This window comes from Arcicella sp. GW822-FHT02H01 (assembly GCF_058802005.1).
Map to the genome: position 1 here is coordinate 4,893,086 of NZ_JBXANT010000001.1, position 16,468 is coordinate 4,909,553.

Consider the following 16,468-nt stretch of genomic DNA (forward strand, 5'->3'; position numbering starts at 1 on the left):
AGGTTCAAATATTCGATTTTTTCTTGCTTACAAAGGTAACTAAGAATTACCAAATATAGATTATCAGTGATTAATTCTTTGTTTAATTTAACTACTAAATACGCAAAATACAGTTTATAATACGCCTTTTGTTGAAGGGAGAATATCTAAATCTTTAATTTCACGCTTGGTTGCCATTTTGATAGCCTTTGCAAAAGCCTTAAAAATAGCTTCTATTTTATGATGCTCATTATCAGCTTCGGCTTTGATGTTCAAATTACATTTAGCAGTATCAGTAAACGATTTGAAGAAATGGAAGAACATTTCTGTAGGCATTTCTCCGATTTTCTCACGAGAGAACTTAGCATCCCAAACCATCCAGTTTCTTCCTGAGAAGTCAATCGCTGCATGTACCAAGGCTTCGTCCATTGGCAATAAATAAAACCCGTAGCGGGTAATCCCTTTTTTATCACCCAACGCTTTTAAATAAGCCTCGCCCAAAGCTAAAGCCGTATCTTCAATCGTATGGTGTTCATCGATATGTAAATCTCCATTTACTTTGATGGTCAAATCTGCACCCGAATGTCTCGCCAATTGGTCTAACATGTGGTCGAAAAAGCCTAAACCAGTATCAATGTTTGATTTACCTTTTCCATCTAAATTGACAGTTACCCAAATTTGCGTTTCTTTCGTAATACGTTCTATGCTACCAATACGCTCTGGTAAACGTATAAACTGATAAATTTCATCCCAATCTTTAGTGGTAATAGCGATAGCCTCTTCTAATGCTTTGTCTTCTGATTGGGCATCACCTAAATAAATTGCCTTAGCTCCTAAATTAACGGCTAATTGAACATCCGTCAGTCTGTCTCCTAAAACGAAAGAATTTTTTAAATCATAAACGGTTTCATCAAAATATTTTTGCAACATTCCCGTTCTTGGCTTACGTGTCGGAGCATTTTCGTGTTCAAAGGTATGGTCAATGTGAACATCTGCGAAATGAATATTTTCATTACTCAACGTTTCCATCATTTTGTTGTGTGCAGGCCAAAAAGTATTTTCTGGAAAAGAGTCTGTTCCTAAACCGTCCTGATTTGTTACCATTACCAATTCAAAATCTGCCTCTTCGGCTATTTTGCGAAGATTAGAAATTGCTTTGGGAAGAAACGCTAATTTTTCTAGAGAATCTACTTGGAAATCTGTTGGAGGTTCAACGATAATAGTACCATCACGGTCAATAAACAATATTTTTTTCATAAAATATAATATGATTCCAAAATCATGAATTTGAAATGGGAATCACAAAATTAGTACGACAATCCTAGAGTTTTATCACTTTTTTCAAATTTGCTTGATGTTTATTGTTTTACATGCCTGATTTTTGTGTAAAAATCTATTTTTAAGCAAAAGCAGTAAATTTCAGGAGGGAATAAATTGTAAAAATTGAGTGGAAATTCTTAGGAAAGATTTGCCATTGAAAACATTTTGAGTGTTTTTTAAATAATAAGGTTGTAATTTTGAATCGACATTAAAAGAATTATAAAAATAAGAGTATGAATTTATTTGGAGAACTTAAAGAGCTGTTTGCAGGAGATATTCCATTAAAAATTGCTAACATAACAGGGGAAACTGAGGCGAAAGTAAAAGTGGCTATTGATGGACTAATCCCTACATTAATTGGAGGTTTGATGAAAAGAGTCTCTAATGAAGCAGGTGCTACTACTTTAATGAATGTTATTCAGCGTGGCAAACACGATGGAAGTATTAATGATAGATTAGATGACTATTTAAGAGATAAAGAAAGCTTTGCTCCCCTTTTTGAACAAGGAAGCAGTGTAGTTAGTATGCTTTTGCCTGATAAAAAAAGCTCTGTAGCTACCTTGATTTCACAGTATGCTAGTATCAGAAATTCATCTGCTACCTTAATAATGGCTGGCGTTGCACCGATTATTGTGGGTAAATTAGGGAAGTTGGTCATTAGCCAAGGGCTGGATAAAATACATTTAGCTAATTATTTATTAGAACAAAAGGCTTATTTGATTGATGAAACGCCTGAGGCTCTTCAACCTAAAATGATTGATACCTTGGGTATTGCCGTTTTCATGAGTCAGGAGATAAAACCAATACAGTTTGCTCCGGCGGCGCCTATTAAATCTGTTTCTGTGAACAATCCTGTGGCTGCCAAACCAATGGCAGAACAGAAAGTAACCTACTCAGGGAAAAACTACGAAAGTGAAGCTTCGGAATCAATGAAAATTCCTAAATGGTTTTTGCCTTCAATATTAATCGTAGCAGTAATAGCTGGACTAGGATATTTTGCTTTTACTTACGATTGGAAAAGCCTTAGTAATTCATCTACTGCGATGACCGATTCATCTGACATGGAAGAAGTAACAGGTGCTGTTATTGATACCAGTAGTCTATCAAAGGATACTACCGTTGCTAAAGTAGATACGGCTAGCACCATTAGCGAAACAAAAACAATAGGAGTTAATTTGCCAAACGGTCAAAAAGTAGATTTGACAGATGGTTCTTTTACCTATAATTTTGCTCGATACTTGTCTGATTCAGTTGCTGCTCCAAACAGAACTTTCACATTTGATCATATCGGATTTGAAGGTAATACAGCAGCCCTAACAGCAGGGTCTGACAAAACTGTTACTGATTTAGCAAAAATTATCTTGGCTTATCCACGTGTACAAATTAAGCTAACAGCTTTTACTGATAATACAGGTGACTCTCTCCAGAATATAAGATTAACAGCCAGACGTGCAGTAGCTGTTAGAAATATCTTAATTGGCAATGGTATTAAAGATACTAGAATTGATTTTGCAGGAAGAGGCTCTCGAAACCCTATTGCAAGCAATGCTACCGAAGAAGGTAAAGCTAAAAATCGAAGAATAGAATTGAAAGTAGTGAAGAAATAATCATTAAAAAGGCTAACATTATTGTAAAATGTTAGCCTTTTTAATTTCCCTTTGGTTATCATTAACGATAACTCAAACGATTTGCCTGCCAATTGCTTGTTTTTACACCAGTTTGGTTATCCGTTTGTACTTGTACTGAAACTTTTTTAGTAGTAATTAAATAATTAGCCAATGCCGCTGCTAGTTTTTCTTCTTCAGGATTAGGTAATCCGTCCAACATGGCTGGTGAAAAATATAAACTGATAAACCTTGTATCGAAATTACCAGACAAGAATGCTTCGTGTTGCATCACAAATTTGCAGAAAGGTAGAGTAGTTTCAATGCCAGAGATTTTAAATTCATCAATAGCCCGAATCATTTTAATAATCGCTTCTTCACGGTTTTTACCATAAGTAATCAATTTCGCTATCATTGGGTCGTAGAAAATCGGAATAGTCATTCCTTGCTCAAAACCATCGTCTACTCTTACGCCATTTCCTTCGGGTCTGACATAGGTATTCAACGTTCCGATGTCTGGAAGGAAATTATTTTTTGGGTCTTCCGCACATACCCTAATTTCTATCGCATGCCCATGTATTTGTAAGTCTTCTTGTTTGAACGAAATACATTCTCCCTCCGCAATACGAATCATTTCCTTTACTAAATCAATGCCTGTGATTAATTCAGTAACGGGATGCTCTACTTGTAAGCGAGTATTCATTTCTAAGAAATAAAAATCAAGCTTTTCGTCTACAATAAATTCTACCGTACCAGCTCCATAATAATTACAAGCTTTAGCCACATCAACCGCACAACGCCCCATGGCTTCGCGGATTTCAGGTGTTAATACAGAGGAGGGAGCTTCTTCAACAACTTTTTGATGACGACGCTGAATAGAACATTCTCGTTCAAACAAATGAACTACATTTCCATGCTGGTCGCCCAATACTTGAATTTCAATATGCTTGGGGGCGGTAATATATTTTTCAATAAAAACGGCTCCGTTTCCAAATGATGTAATGGCTTCAGAAACCGCTCTATCCATTTGGTCATCAAAGTCCTCTTCTTTTTCAACTACTCGCATTCCTTTCCCTCCTCCACCTGCCGAGGCCTTAATCAATACAGGATAGCCAATTTCTAAAGATTTCTCTTTAGCAGTAGCTCTGTCTGTAACAGCATCAGGCGTACCGGGCACCATCGGAATATTGTATTTAGCGACAGTATGTTTTGACGTTAGTTTATCTCCCATCAACTCAATACTCTCGGGCGAAGGCCCAATGAAGATTAGGCCCGCATCAATTACTTTTTGGCAAAATGAAGCATTTTCAGAAAGAAATCCATAGCCTGGATGAATGGCATCTACCTGTAAGTCTTTACAAATTTCAATGATTTTATCTCCTAATAAATAAGATTGGTGTGAGGGTGGGGGACCAATACATACAGCTTCGTCAGCAAAACGGACGTGTGGCGAATTTCTATCTGCCTCAGAGAAAATAGCTACTGTTTGTATATTAAGTTCGCGAGCAGTACGCATAATGCGTAAGGCTATTTCTCCACGATTGGCTATTAAAATCTTTTTTATTTTTGACATATACTAGGCTCAGGTTTTATATTGCTTTTAGTATCTCTATCAAACAAAGATAAACTTTAGCTAGAAACTTATTGGTTTTTTTTAATTTTTTCTGGTAAGCGTTATATGTTTAAGAAGATAATTTTTAAAAGAAAAATTTAATTAGAAGCTTCAGCATCTAATTAAAAGTAGCTATCGTAAGTAAGGCTGTTTTGATGTGTTAGCTTATAGCATTGGATAAACAGATTTTTTTGAAAAAAAAGTAAATATTTTTCTTGAAAAATAAATTCTTGGTACGGTAATTGTTTAATAAATAAGCGTTGGTAAGAAAGAATTACTAAAATGTATTTTTAATGTTAATTACAAAAAAATATTTTATTGTATTTTTTTTATGAATACAAAAAATGTTTTAGCTTTTGGATAAGCGTACGTTTATTGAGATAAGTGAAGATAATTCATGGAAATTAATAATAGCTTCAATTGTAAAACGTACAAAATGTGTATAACTGATTGATAATCAAGTATTTAATATTAAGCGATTATACGTCTTTTGTCTTTTGAAAATTAGAATTAAATTTGTAGTTAATATTTAAGACAAGATAGTTATATTATAAAAAATAAACTTTACAAAGATTTTAATAAATTAAAGGATTACTCAAAAATTACCATAGATTAAAAAGATAAGTTACTAAAACTATCGTTAACTTAATGTTCTAATTTATAGAACGAAAATAAATAAAATGAAAACAAAAATTCTATCAATTGTATTCGGCTTAGGCATTATTGCTTCTTCATGCGTATCTGAACTTGTTGTTGACGATAAAGTTGCCAATGATATTAATAATCTAGTAGTACCTGCTGGTTTCAATTGGTCTACAGCAAGAGATGTAAATTTCAAAGTATCAATAAGTGATATTCGTTTTAAAAACTCACTTCACGTAGTTTCTGTTTACACTTCAGACCCATCAACAGGTGTAGCAAAAGCACTTTCAAAAGGAACAGCTTCATTGGCTTCTCCTTTCCAAACTAAAATTTCAATTCCAGCTGGTGTTAAAGAAGTTTACTTTGTAAAAACAGCTCCAGATGGTACAAAATATACTCAGAAAGTATCTTTAACTTCGGCTAGTAGCCTTGCAGTAGCTTTAGGTGCAATTCCTTCTGGAAGATTGAGCGCAAATACTGAATTATACGCTACTACAGAAACAAGTCCTGATTGTAGTACTGGATGTGAGATGTCAGTAAGCAGCGCTACAACTATTGACCTTGATTCAAAAACTGGGTCACAAACAATTTGTTTGACAGGTAGCGATTATACTGTAAACTTCAATCCAAATACATTAAATGGTGGTACGCTTCGTATTTGTGGTACTAACATTACACTTAATAATTTGAATTTCAATTCAGGTGCTAAGTATACTGTAATCATTACTTCAAAGGGTTCTGCTAATTTCAGCAATGTAAACTGGAACTCTGCTGACGTAACAGTGAAAAACTTTGGTACGTTGAATTCTTCTGGTAACCTTATTGTTGGTGGTACTTTCTATAACTACGGTGTTGTAAATGCTAATTCAGAATTACAATCTCGTGCAGGTTCAAACATCATTAACGAAGGAAAAATCGTTGTTAAAGGTGCTTCTCCATTAGATGGCGCAATGACAAACAATGCAGAAATTTCATTTGCTGGCGAAGTTAGATTAAATTCTTCTGGACAGACAGTAACTAACAACGGTACAATGACTGCTGCGGGTAACTTTATCATCAACAGTTCTAGTATCATGACTAACAATAGCTATATGACTGTTGCTGATATGCAAGTAAATAGCTCAAGTGTTCTTAATAACAAATGTCATTTAATTGTTAAAAATACACTTGGTGTAGATAAAGTTATCAATAACGATAGTTATATCTCTGTAGGAAGCTGGACACGTATCAATGGCTCAGGTGTTGTAAACTTGTATAATGGTGCTTTATTTGTAACTAACTCTTTATCAACTTACGACGGTAAAATTACTGGTACAGGCGATAACTATTCATTATTCAAAGTATTAACTGCTGCTGGTGGTAACATCAACAACGGAGGTGGTCAGAAACTTACAGGTACTGTTCAATTCTCAGAACCAAGTGATGCGCTTAAAGCTGATTTCTTAGATAAAGTTGCTCAGAAAACTAAAGATGCTGGTATTTATATCGCAAAAACATCTTGTAACGAAGGAAACGGAACTGCACCAGTATCAAGTGGTGACTCAGATAAAGATGGTGTTATCGATTCAGAAGATGCTTATCCAAATGATGGTACAAAAGCATTCAACAACTACAATGTTCCTTCAACAGTAGCTTTTGAAGACCAATGGCCATCTGTAGGAGATTATGACTTGAACGACGTAATCCTTGCCTTTACTTACACTATCGTTACAAGTTCTTCTAACCAAGTTGTTCAAATCAAAGCGGATTACACTCTTCAAGCAACGGGTGGTTCATTCAACAATGGTGCAGGTATTCAGTTTAACATTCCAAGTGGAAATGCTAAGAACTTTACAGGTACTTCTACTATTGGTGCAGGCTTAGAAGCAGGTCAAGACAGTGTGGTTGTAATCTTATTCGGTAACGCTAGAAACGAACAATCAGCATGGAATACACGTCCAACCGAACCAGCAGTAGCTTACAAGACTTACTCATTCTCATTTGATGTAACAAACGGACCTTCTATCGGTGCATTTGGTCTTGGCTCATACAATCCATTCATTTATAATGGTGGTTTGGATAGAGGTTATGAAACACACTTATTCGGTAAAAATCCTACAAAATTAGTAACCAAAGCTTTGTTTGGAACGAAGAATGATGCTTCTACTTCAGTTGCTTATTATGCAACATCTAAAAAATTACCTTGGGGAATAGAAATATCAACAGCGAACTTCAAATATCCAAAAGAAGGCGTTAAAATTACTGATACATATTTGAAATTTGAAAACTGGGCATCGTCTGGTGGTACTTCAAGTGTAGACTGGTATTCAAACACAGCGGATGGTTATAGAAATGTTTCAAATATTTTCAATCCATAATCTTAAGTAGTTTAATCAAAAAGAGCTTCGGAATTAACTTCCGAAGCTCTTTTTGTTATAAGATAAAATATTATTAAATAATGAATCAAAACTAAATTACGTTGTGACATGAATTAAATTAAAACATTCCCTATTGCAACTCAACATTCCCACATCAAAACTCACAACTCATTACTCACAACTCATCACTCAAAAGTCTTATTCTTCCTCAAAATCTGCCCTGTTGAATAAAGCTTTAAAGGTTTCAGACATTGCAATAAGGTCGTGAACCTTATTTTTTGCCAATTTCAATGTCCTGACTTCTTGGGAATCATGAATTCTTTTATCGAAATGATTCCATAAATTAATCATGTCGTTCATGTTTTCAGCAAAACGCTCTACAATATACCGTTCAAATTTAGGCTTTTCTCCCTCAGCCAAGTAAAGAATGATATGAAAGTTTTCGTCAACAAAAAACCACGAAAGATGACTTTTAGTAAAGTCCTTAATCATAGCATTATTATCTACCAAGAAGTCTATAATATCAACTTCATTGTTGATGGAATATAGGTTTTGATCGTTTTTCATATCATTATTGTATTTTTTTAAGAAGATACACTCTAAAAATTTTACAAATATTTGACTACTATAAACGTTAGGCATATTCAATATAATAATAAGAATTGATATTTTCGATGAAAAAATATAAGTTCTTGAAATATTACTAGAAATTATTAGGGAATTGTCTAATTCAAATGAAATCACACTTAATATTGAGACATTTTTGCAGAAAGAAAATAATACCTTAACTTTGTGATTATTTAAAGATTATAAAATGTTTTTCTCTTGAAATATATAACAATATTTATACAGCAAAATATTTTATAATTGAGTTCATAGAATGCGAGGTTGCTTTCGTGAAGCTTATATTAGTTATTAATCATTAAAACATAAAAAAAAGTGGATATTTTCGATAAAGTCAGCAAAGGTCTGGGGCCTATCGGTGCCCATGCTCATTATTCTCATCACTACTTTACTTTCCCTAAGTTGACAGGAGAGCTAGGGCCAAGAATGACCTTCATGGGAAAAGAAATGTTAAACTGGTCATTGAACAATTACTTAGGTTTAGCTAATCACCCTGAAGTTCGTGAAGCTGATAATAAGGGAACGCAAGATTATGGTTTGGCTTATCCAATGGGCGCTAGGATGATGTCAGGTAATTCAGATTTACATGAGGAATTTGAAGCTCAATTAGCTGAATTTGTTGGAAAAGAAGATGCCTTTTTATTGAACTTTGGTTACCAAGGAGTAATGTCAGTAATTGAGTGTATTTGCGACCGTAACGATATTATTGTTTATGACGCCGAAGCACACGCTTGTTTGATTGATGGTATTCGTTTGCACAAAGCTAAAATGGGTGATTATTATAAGTTTAATCACAACGACATGGATTCTTTGCGTAAAAACTTAGAAAGAGCTACTAAAAAAGTAAAAGAAACAGGCGGAGGTATTTTAGTAATTACTGAAGGTGTTTTCGGGATGTCGGGTAAAGTAGGTTCATTGGATGAAATTGTGAAGATGAAAGAAGATTTCAATTTCAGAATTTTAGTTGATGATGCTCACGGTTTTGGAACAATGGGACCAAACGGTCGTGGCGTTCATGAAGAATTAAACTGTATTGATGGAATTGATTTATACTTCTCTACTTTCGCAAAATCGATGGCATCAATTGGTGCTTTTATTGCAGCAAGTAAGGAAATTGTAATGTTCTTGAAATATAATATGCGTTCGCAAATCTATGCAAAAGCATTACCAATGCCATTTGTAGTAGGTGGAATGAAACGCTTAGAATTGATTAAAAAGCATCCAGAATTCCGTGAGAAATTATGGGAAAATGTAAGAGCTATCCAAACAGGATTTAAAGCAAAAGGATTTGATGTGGGTGAAACTACATCTCCAGTAACGCCGATTTTCTTACATGGAGACTACGAATTATCACACGTAACAGCACTTGTTCGTGATATGCGTGAAAATATGGGTGTGTTCTGTTCTATCGTAACTTATCCAGTTGTACCGAAAGGACAGATTATGTTAAGAATTATTCCTACGGCTTCGCATACTTTAGAAGATGTGGCGTATACGCTAGATTGCTTTGAAAAAGTACAACAACGTCTTCAAGATGGTACTTATCGCAGAACTGCTGAAGAATTCTTAGCTCAGCAAGCAGAATTAGCATAATTTATATAGGTTTTTGACTTATTTCGCTTAAATTTTGGTGCTTGGATTTGTAAGATGTAATAAAATAGCTATATTTCGGACACAAAAAATGCGTCTCAACGCTATTAAAGGCTTTTTCAACCAATTATCAACTTAAATCCAGTTTCTATTATGAACAGATTTGCAGAAGTGAAGGACTTAATTTTGTCCTTAGAAGGAGATTTCGATAAGTTTTATGACAAAGGCAATCAAGCTGCTGGTACTCGCGTAAGAGGTGGTATGCAACAATTGAAAACTTTAGCTCAAGAAATCCGTACAGAAGTTCAAGAGATAAAAAACAATGAAGCGAAATAATGCTAAATAGTTAAGATTTAATAAAAAGGCTCAATGATTATTGAGCCTTTTTATTTTGGATTAGAATTCTTCTTTATTCATGATGGATGCCGAACCTTCAGTGGTTTTCTTCCCAGTTTGTACATCAAAAATTTCTGTTGAAATTTCTCCTATGTGTTTATCAGCATTAATAGCTGTTACAGTGAATACTGCTTCATATTCGTTATCAACAAACATAGGGCGTTTGTACTCAGAACTCTGCTTTAAATAAACACTTCCATAGCCTGGAAATTCTGTTCCCATGATTTTTGAAAAAACGCTTGAGGCAAGTGCTCCATGAATAATTGGGCGTTTGAATGAAGTAGTTGCTGCAAATTCAGCATCCAAGTGAAGCGGATTGTTATCTCCTGATACTTTAGCAAACAAAATCACATCTTCTTGTGTAAAAGAAAATTTATGACGGTAAACTGTTCCGAGTTGAATCATTGTTTAATTAATCTGTATGATTTTACTTAAATAAAGGTAAAATTACGACAATTTCTCTCCAATATTAAATGTTGGGTTATTTGAATAGGTAATCACGATAGAAATAGTGATTGGTAATTAGTAAATAGTAATTGGTAAATAGTGATTAGATGTGCTTGCCTTTCAAATTGTATTGATTATTTATCACAGTTATTAGTCTTTAATTTTTAAAGCTCATTGCTCAAAGCTCACAGCTTATAGCTTTTATGACGAATGATCGGCAACAATTACCCATTCTCCTTTTATTTTTCGCCAAAGCAACGTATAATGTCCGCCAACATCACCTTTTTCAGGGCGAGTTAAATGCCATTTACCCACCACAAAACAGGCATCTTTCGCAATAAAATTTACCTTAATAATATCAAATTTCAATTGCCCCATCGTGGCTTTATCGGGGTAGTTTTTACGGTAACTTTCTAAGGTTGCTTTGTATCCATATTTAACGCCACTTTTGCCAATATACATCAGCGAATCAGAAACCCAGTAGCCATGCATGAAGTTTTTAACGTCGCCATTGTTCCATGCTTTTGTCTGAGCATCCAAAATGTTTAGGATTATTTCCTTGTCTTTGCCCGTTTGAGCGAACACATTCAGTGATATGAATGTTAATGAAAGTAAGAGTAATTTTTTCATCCCTTAATTTTTGTGTAAATTTGAATAGATATTAAAAATGATATTCAAATATAAGCATATGTTTAAATACTCTTGATGTAGAGTTTGCTTCCTTATGAAATTCAAAGAATTTTACGAAAAATACAAAGATTATTATTTAGTTGACGGAATGATGTATTTATCATTCATCATTATGATAATATTGATGTTTATCTTTTTTAGCTGATATGGTTTGGTTTGTGATGAATCCTAAGTCGGGGACTACTACACCCGCACAAAAAAATAAGATTACTAGTTTAGTAGGAAAACAGGCAAATACAAAGTTGTTTTTTACTGACTATAGTGGGCATGCGACAGAAATTGCCCAACAAGCAGTTAAAGAAGGTATTGTTAAAGTGATTGCTGTTGGTGGAGATGGCACTGTGAACGAAGTAGCACGTGGCTTGGTTGGGTCGCATACGGCCTTGGGTATCGTTCCGATTGGTTCAGGTAATGGTTTGGCTAGGCATTTGAAAATTCCATTAAAGATAGAAAAGGCCATTAATTTTGCTCTTTCAGCCCATTTGTCTGCCATAGATGTATGTTTTTTGAATGAGATTCCTTTTTTTTGTACAGCAGGAGTAGGCTTTGATGCGTATGTAGCCAATGAATTTGCACAACAAGATTCACGTGGACTCAAGACCTATGCAAAGATGTCTCTAAAGTCATTTAGAACGTATAAGGCAGAATCGTATCATTTAGAATCGAAAGAGAGTACAGCCATTAAAAATGCTTTCTCGATTACCTTTGCCAATGCAACACAATATGGGAACAATGCTTTGATTTCGCCAAAATCTAAAATTGATGATGGTTTAATTGAAATGGTTGTATTAAAGCCCTTTCCATTTGGTGCTGCACCAATCATTGGCGTACGTTTATTCAGAGGAACCCTTCCGAACTCAAGGTATATTGAAACGGCATCTGACACAGAGTTTATCTTGAAAGCAGATGAAAATTTATTGATTCATTATGATGGAGAGCCGTTGCAGTTATCTACTAATGTGTTGAAAATTACGTTGAAACCCAAAGCTTTAAAAGTAATTGGTTATGTCTAAAAATAAAAAAATACCAGTTGGAGTAGTATTTTCTACCAATCCAGATTTTGATTTTGCCTTTGAAAATGATGGGGAAGTTGAAACTTTAGCACCCAATCAGCAAAACCTAAAAGTTCAGTTAGATAAAAAAGCACGTGCTGGAAAACAAGTAACGCTAATTTCGGGCTTTGTTGGCAAAGATGATGACTTAGAAGTATTATCTAAAAAACTCAAGAATCTTTGTGGCTGTGGAGGCTCTGCCAAAGATGGCGAGATTTTGATACAAGGAGATTTTAGAGACAAGATATTAACATTCTTGACTACCTCAGGATATAAAGCTAAAAAAGTAGGAGGGTGATTAACCCTCCATTAAATCTTTCAAGATTTTCTGGGCTGCAATCGAGATAACCGTACCAGGGCCAAAAACGCCAGATACGCCAGCATCATACAAGAATTGATAATCCTGAGCAGGAATTACGCCACCAGCAATTACCATAATATCTTCACGGCCATATTTTTTCAATGCTTCAATCAACGCAGGAATTAGCGTTTTATGTCCTGCAGCTAAACTAGAAGCACCCACAATATGCACATCGTTTTCAATCGCTTGTTTGGCTACTTCCTCAGGCGTTTGAAAAAGTGGCGTAATATCTACATCAAAACCAAGGTCGGCAAAACTAGTCGCTATTACTTTAGCGCCACGGTCATGCCCATCCTGTCCCATTTTAGCCACCATTATTCTAGGTCGCCTGCCATCCATATTGGCAAATTCATTAGCCATTTCTCGGGCTATTCTAAAATTTTCGTCGTCTGTCACTTCTGCTGAATATACTCCTGAAATAGAGCGAATAATGGCTTTATGTCGGCTAAATACTACTTCTAACGCATCTGAAATTTCCCCTAATGTCGCCCTTAAACGAGCCGCTTCGATAGCTAATTGTAATAAATTTCCCTCTCCAGTTTTAGCCGAATCAGTTAATTTTTCTAAGGCATCTTTTACGGCTAAGGTATTTCTTTGCGCTTTAATATAGTTTAATCTTTCAATTTGTGAAAGCCTCACCGCCTGATTATCTACATCTCTTACTTCCAGTTTAGTTTCTGTATCAATTTTAAAACGGTTCACACCCACAATAATATCTTTTCCTGCATCAATCCTTGCTTGTTTTCTAGCAGCGGCTTCTTCAATCCTCATTTTGGGTAAGCCCGTTTCAATGGCTTTGGCCATCCCGCCCAATTCCTCTACTTCTTCAATCAGTTTCCAAGCTTTTCTAGCCAACTCTTGCGTTAAATATTCAACATAATAGGAGCCACCCCAAGGGTCAATTACTTTCGTAATGTCGGTTTCCTGTTGAATATATAACTGCGTATTACGGGCTATTCTTGCAGAGAAATCAGTAGGTAATGCAATGGCTTCGTCTAATGAATTGGTATGCAAACTTTGTGTATGCCCTAAGGTAGCTGCCATGGCTTCAATACAGGTACGCGCAACATTATTGAATGGGTCTTGTTCAGTAAGCGACCAGCCAGAGGTTTGGCAGTGCGTTCTGAGCATCAAAGACTTATCATTCTTAGGATTAAATTTCTTGACTATTTTTGCCCAGAGCAATCTGCCCGCACGCATTTTAGCAATTTCCATAAAATGATTCATGCCTATCGCCCAAAAGAACGATAGTCTTGGTGCAAAATTGTCAATGTCCAATCCTGCCTGAATACCAGTTTTTAAATATTCTAGTCCATCCGCTAAGGTATAAGCCAATTCTAAATCTGCTGTAGCTCCTGCCTCTTGCATGTGGTAGCCCGAGATAGAAATAGAGTTGAATTTAGGCATATTTTTAGCGGTATAAGCAAAAATATCGGCAATGATACGCATAGAAGGAATAGGCGGATAAATGTAGGTATTCCGCACCATAAATTCCTTTAAAATATCATTCTGAATAGTGCCAGATAGCTTTTCTGGCGCTACACCTTGCTCTTCGGCAGCTACGATATAAAATGCCATAATGGGTAAAACAGCCCCATTCATGGTCATTGAAACAGACATTTCGTCTAAGGGAATCTGGTTGAAGAGTATTTTCATATCTTCGACCGAATCGATGGCTACACCTGCCTTTCCTACATCCCCCGTCACTCGCGGATGGTCTGAATCATAACCACGATGAGTCGCCAAATCAAAAGCGACAGATAGTCCTTTTTGTCCAGCCGCTAAATTCTTGCGGTAGAAAGCATTCGATTCCTCAGCCGTTGAAAAACCAGCATATTGGCGGATTGTCCAAGGTTGTTGGGTGTACATCGTTGCATACGGCCCTCTCAGAAAAGGAGATAAGCCTGCCCCAAAACCAAGATGTTCGGCCTCTTTTACATCTTCAACATCAAAGTAAGGTTTGATAAAGATACCTTCTGACGAACGCCATTTCTGTGTAGAACCAGTGTTTGTCTTTTCTTCTTCGTGACTTTGATTATCCAACGATATTTTTGATAGATTCAGTCTCATGGCTTTGCTTCGTTACTATACTTCAAAAATGGCTGATAAATGTAAATTAGGGAGTAACGCTAAATCACTATCATGGTTAGGTGAACTCTTTACCTTTTTTTGAAAGGGCTTTTCATCAAACCTGAATTTATTTACACCCACCATTATATACTTGTTCTGTGCTAATTCTTCTTGTTTCCTCTGGTGTTCAAGGCTGATTTGCTCTTGGATAAAACCCTTTTTGAAAGCTTCCATAATGCCACCCATTTCTTCTACCTCTTGAAGGAGTTTAAAAGCTTCATCAGCTATTTCTTTGGTAAGTACCTCAATAAAATAACTACCTGCCGAAGGGTCGATTACCTTGTCAAAATAGCTTTCTTCTTTCAATATAATGGAAATGTTGCGTGCTATTCTATCACCAAAATCGTCAGCGTCTTCTTCTTCGCTATCAAAAGGTAATATGCTGATGGCGTCGCAACCACCGATAATGGCAGACATGGCTTCGGTTGTGGTTCTTAATAAGTTGGTTTGTGGTGTGATTGACGCATGATAATACGAAGAAGTTTGGCAATGAAACGACGTAGCATTTGTCAAAGAAGCATCAATGTCATAGCCTTCAATTACTATTTTTTTCCATAAGAATTTTAATGCCCTAAGCTTCGCAATTTCAACAAAATAATTGGTGCCTATCGATATTGAAAATTCAATATTTTTAAGAATATCTTGTATCGCTAGCCCTTCTTGACTAAGCTTATCTATCACTTCAATGGCTTGGGCTAACAAGAAAGCTAGCTCTTGAACAGCATTGGCACCAGCATTATGGTAATGATGACTGGATAAATTAAGGGCTTTAAATTGAGGAGAATCTTGTACTTTTCTAAGAAGTTCTCCAGTACTTTTCCAGTAGTTTTCATCCCAATTGCCCGTGTACATCCATCTTTCAAAGGGATTATTTACAATGCCCCCTTTTAATTGATAAGGTGCAACCTTTTGTAACTCATTTACTAAATTTAAAGCTTTATTTTCTACTTTAAAAAAAAAGGGTGTGTCAGATAGTTTGAAATTGTGTAACAATTTCTTAATTTCAACATCAGAAAGTACCACGTCGCTTAAGTCAATCAGAAAAGAATCAACACCCGATTTTAATAGTTTGAGTATCAATGAATTAGTCTCTTTTTCTGATGTATATCTAACCATTTCCCGATATTGCCAATTGAAGTTAACTCTTTGATTTTGAGCTTGTTGTATGTGTTTTGTAGATTGAAAGTCAATATCTTCAGAAGCATAGTACGGTTCTATGTGAATATTTTTGTCAATATTCCAAATCATTGTTTCGTCGAAGTTTTTACCTTTTAATTCTTTGACGGCCTGTTGTTTCCATTGCTGTTTTGTATGAGCATGGAATTCATTAAAAAGTTTATTCGCCATATAATTATTTTCTGAAATATTTGACTTTTCAAAGTTAACGAAATTTATGAATTTAGACTTTTCAAAACAAAAAAACAAGGAAAGTTACCAAATATGCTGGTGTTATTGTACTATACCATGATGTAAAGCTTTCATATTAAATTAAAATTTATTTTAAATGAGAATGAAACGAAATTGATTTTTCTCTCCAAGAAAATTCACTATTTTTGCCATCCTTTTGAGTGAATCAAATATAGATTTTCAGTTAGATAGCTAATCGTTTGAAAATCAAATATTTAATAAAGTGCTTTTTTAAAGAGCCGCCAATATAGCTTACT

13 protein-coding genes are annotated in these 16,468 nt (G+C 35.2%); 6 read left to right on the forward strand and 7 right to left on the reverse strand.

Features of this window, described 5'->3' with window-relative positions; genetic code table 11:
- Positions 1 to 114: 114 nt before the first annotated feature.
- Positions 115 to 1,236 carry a bifunctional histidinol-phosphatase/imidazoleglycerol-phosphate dehydratase HisB gene (hisB, locus tag AC1RNE_RS20425; protein WP_492803565.1) on the reverse strand — a complete coding sequence of 374 codons (1,122 nt, stop codon included), beginning with the start codon at positions 1,234 to 1,236 and terminating at the stop codon, positions 115 to 117.
- Positions 1,237 to 1,532: 296 nt separating this feature from the next.
- Here hisB and AC1RNE_RS20430 point away from each other — a divergent pair, with 296 nt between their 5' ends.
- Complete coding sequence (locus AC1RNE_RS20430; protein WP_492803567.1) at positions 1,533 to 2,906, forward strand: DUF937 domain-containing protein; 1,374 nt, start codon at positions 1,533 to 1,535, stop codon at positions 2,904 to 2,906.
- A 61-nt stretch (positions 2,907 to 2,967) separates the two neighbouring features.
- Here the strand turns inward: AC1RNE_RS20430 and AC1RNE_RS20435 are convergent, their stop codons facing one another.
- Positions 2,968 to 4,476: an acetyl-CoA carboxylase biotin carboxylase subunit gene (locus AC1RNE_RS20435; RefSeq protein WP_492803569.1), complete on the reverse strand. Its 1,509-nt coding sequence runs from the start codon at positions 4,474 to 4,476 to the stop codon at positions 2,968 to 2,970.
- Between the two features lie 719 nt (positions 4,477 to 5,195).
- Between AC1RNE_RS20435 and AC1RNE_RS20440 the strand changes: the two genes are divergently transcribed.
- Positions 5,196 to 7,514 carry an LruC domain-containing protein gene (locus AC1RNE_RS20440; RefSeq protein WP_492803571.1) on the forward strand — a complete coding sequence of 773 codons (2,319 nt, stop codon included), beginning with the start codon at positions 5,196 to 5,198 and terminating at the stop codon, positions 7,512 to 7,514.
- A gap of 198 nt (positions 7,515 to 7,712) precedes the next feature.
- On the opposite strand, the gene AC1RNE_RS20445 is transcribed toward AC1RNE_RS20440, so the two are convergent.
- The gene (locus tag AC1RNE_RS20445) at positions 7,713 to 8,081 is read right to left on the reverse strand and encodes a hypothetical protein (RefSeq protein WP_492803572.1); all 369 of its coding nucleotides are present in this window, start codon (positions 8,079 to 8,081) and stop codon (positions 7,713 to 7,715) included.
- Between the two features lie 372 nt (positions 8,082 to 8,453).
- Here AC1RNE_RS20445 and AC1RNE_RS20450 point away from each other — a divergent pair, with 372 nt between their 5' ends.
- Both AC1RNE_RS20450 and AC1RNE_RS20455 read left to right on the forward strand, forming a co-directional pair.
- Positions 8,454 to 9,731, forward strand: a complete 1,278-nt coding sequence (locus tag AC1RNE_RS20450) for an aminotransferase class I/II-fold pyridoxal phosphate-dependent enzyme (RefSeq protein ID WP_492803574.1) — start codon at positions 8,454 to 8,456, stop codon at positions 9,729 to 9,731.
- A gap of 150 nt (positions 9,732 to 9,881) precedes the next feature.
- Positions 9,882 to 10,064 carry a histone H1 gene (locus AC1RNE_RS20455; protein ID WP_492803576.1) on the forward strand — a complete coding sequence of 61 codons (183 nt, stop codon included), beginning with the start codon at positions 9,882 to 9,884 and terminating at the stop codon, positions 10,062 to 10,064.
- 60 nt (positions 10,065 to 10,124) lie between these two features.
- Here the strand turns inward: AC1RNE_RS20455 and AC1RNE_RS20460 are convergent, their stop codons facing one another.
- The gene (locus AC1RNE_RS20460; protein WP_492803578.1) at positions 10,125 to 10,529 is read right to left on the reverse strand and encodes a MaoC family dehydratase; all 405 of its coding nucleotides are present in this window, start codon (positions 10,527 to 10,529) and stop codon (positions 10,125 to 10,127) included.
- Positions 10,530 to 10,772: 243 nt separating this feature from the next.
- A complete protein-coding gene (locus tag AC1RNE_RS20465; protein ID WP_492803580.1) occupies positions 10,773 to 11,201 on the reverse strand; it encodes a YybH family protein in 429 nt (142 codons plus the stop codon).
- A gap of 221 nt (positions 11,202 to 11,422) precedes the next feature.
- Here AC1RNE_RS20465 and AC1RNE_RS20470 point away from each other — a divergent pair, with 221 nt between their 5' ends.
- Entirely contained in the window at positions 11,423 to 12,274 is an 852-nt protein-coding gene (locus AC1RNE_RS20470; protein WP_492803677.1) for a diacylglycerol/lipid kinase family protein, read from the forward strand.
- Positions 12,267 to 12,611, forward strand: coding sequence for a translation initiation factor (locus AC1RNE_RS20475; protein ID WP_492803582.1), 345 nt, complete (start codon positions 12,267 to 12,269; stop codon positions 12,609 to 12,611). The genes AC1RNE_RS20470 and AC1RNE_RS20475 overlap by 8 nt, the downstream gene beginning before the upstream one ends.
- Here the strand turns inward: AC1RNE_RS20475 and scpA are convergent, their stop codons facing one another.
- Together scpA and AC1RNE_RS20485 are read right to left on the reverse strand one after the other, a co-directional pair.
- Complete coding sequence (gene scpA / locus AC1RNE_RS20480) at positions 12,612 to 14,744, reverse strand: methylmalonyl-CoA mutase (protein WP_492803584.1); 2,133 nt, start codon at positions 14,742 to 14,744, stop codon at positions 12,612 to 12,614. It lies immediately after the preceding gene.
- Between the two features lie 15 nt (positions 14,745 to 14,759).
- Positions 14,760 to 16,151, reverse strand: a complete 1,392-nt coding sequence (locus AC1RNE_RS20485; RefSeq protein WP_492803586.1) for a methylmalonyl-CoA mutase family protein — start codon at positions 16,149 to 16,151, stop codon at positions 14,760 to 14,762.
- Between the last annotated feature and the right edge of the window lie 317 nt (positions 16,152 to 16,468).

Coding starts and splice junctions, on each gene's coding strand:
- hisB (WP_492803565.1), bottom strand. CDS start 1,236: ATGAAAAAAATATTGTTTATTGACCGTGATGGTACTATTATCGTTGAA.
- AC1RNE_RS20430 (WP_492803567.1), top strand. CDS start 1,533: ATGAATTTATTTGGAGAACTTAAAGAGCTGTTTGCAGGAGATATTCCA.
- AC1RNE_RS20435 (WP_492803569.1), bottom strand. CDS start 4,476: ATGTCAAAAATAAAAAAGATTTTAATAGCCAATCGTGGAGAAATAGCC.
- AC1RNE_RS20440 (WP_492803571.1), top strand. CDS start 5,196: ATGAAAACAAAAATTCTATCAATTGTATTCGGCTTAGGCATTATTGCT.
- AC1RNE_RS20445 (WP_492803572.1), bottom strand. CDS start 8,081: ATGAAAAACGATCAAAACCTATATTCCATCAACAATGAAGTTGATATT.
- AC1RNE_RS20455 (WP_492803576.1), top strand. CDS start 9,882: ATGAACAGATTTGCAGAAGTGAAGGACTTAATTTTGTCCTTAGAAGGA.
- AC1RNE_RS20460 (WP_492803578.1), bottom strand. CDS start 10,529: ATGATTCAACTCGGAACAGTTTACCGTCATAAATTTTCTTTTACACAA.
- AC1RNE_RS20465 (WP_492803580.1), bottom strand. CDS start 11,201: ATGAAAAAATTACTCTTACTTTCATTAACATTCATATCACTGAATGTG.
- AC1RNE_RS20470 (WP_492803677.1), top strand. CDS start 11,423: ATGAATCCTAAGTCGGGGACTACTACACCCGCACAAAAAAATAAGATT.
- AC1RNE_RS20475 (WP_492803582.1), top strand. CDS start 12,267: ATGTCTAAAAATAAAAAAATACCAGTTGGAGTAGTATTTTCTACCAAT.
- scpA (WP_492803584.1), bottom strand. CDS start 14,744: ATGAGACTGAATCTATCAAAAATATCGTTGGATAATCAAAGTCACGAA.
- AC1RNE_RS20485 (WP_492803586.1), bottom strand. CDS start 16,151: ATGGCGAATAAACTTTTTAATGAATTCCATGCTCATACAAAACAGCAA.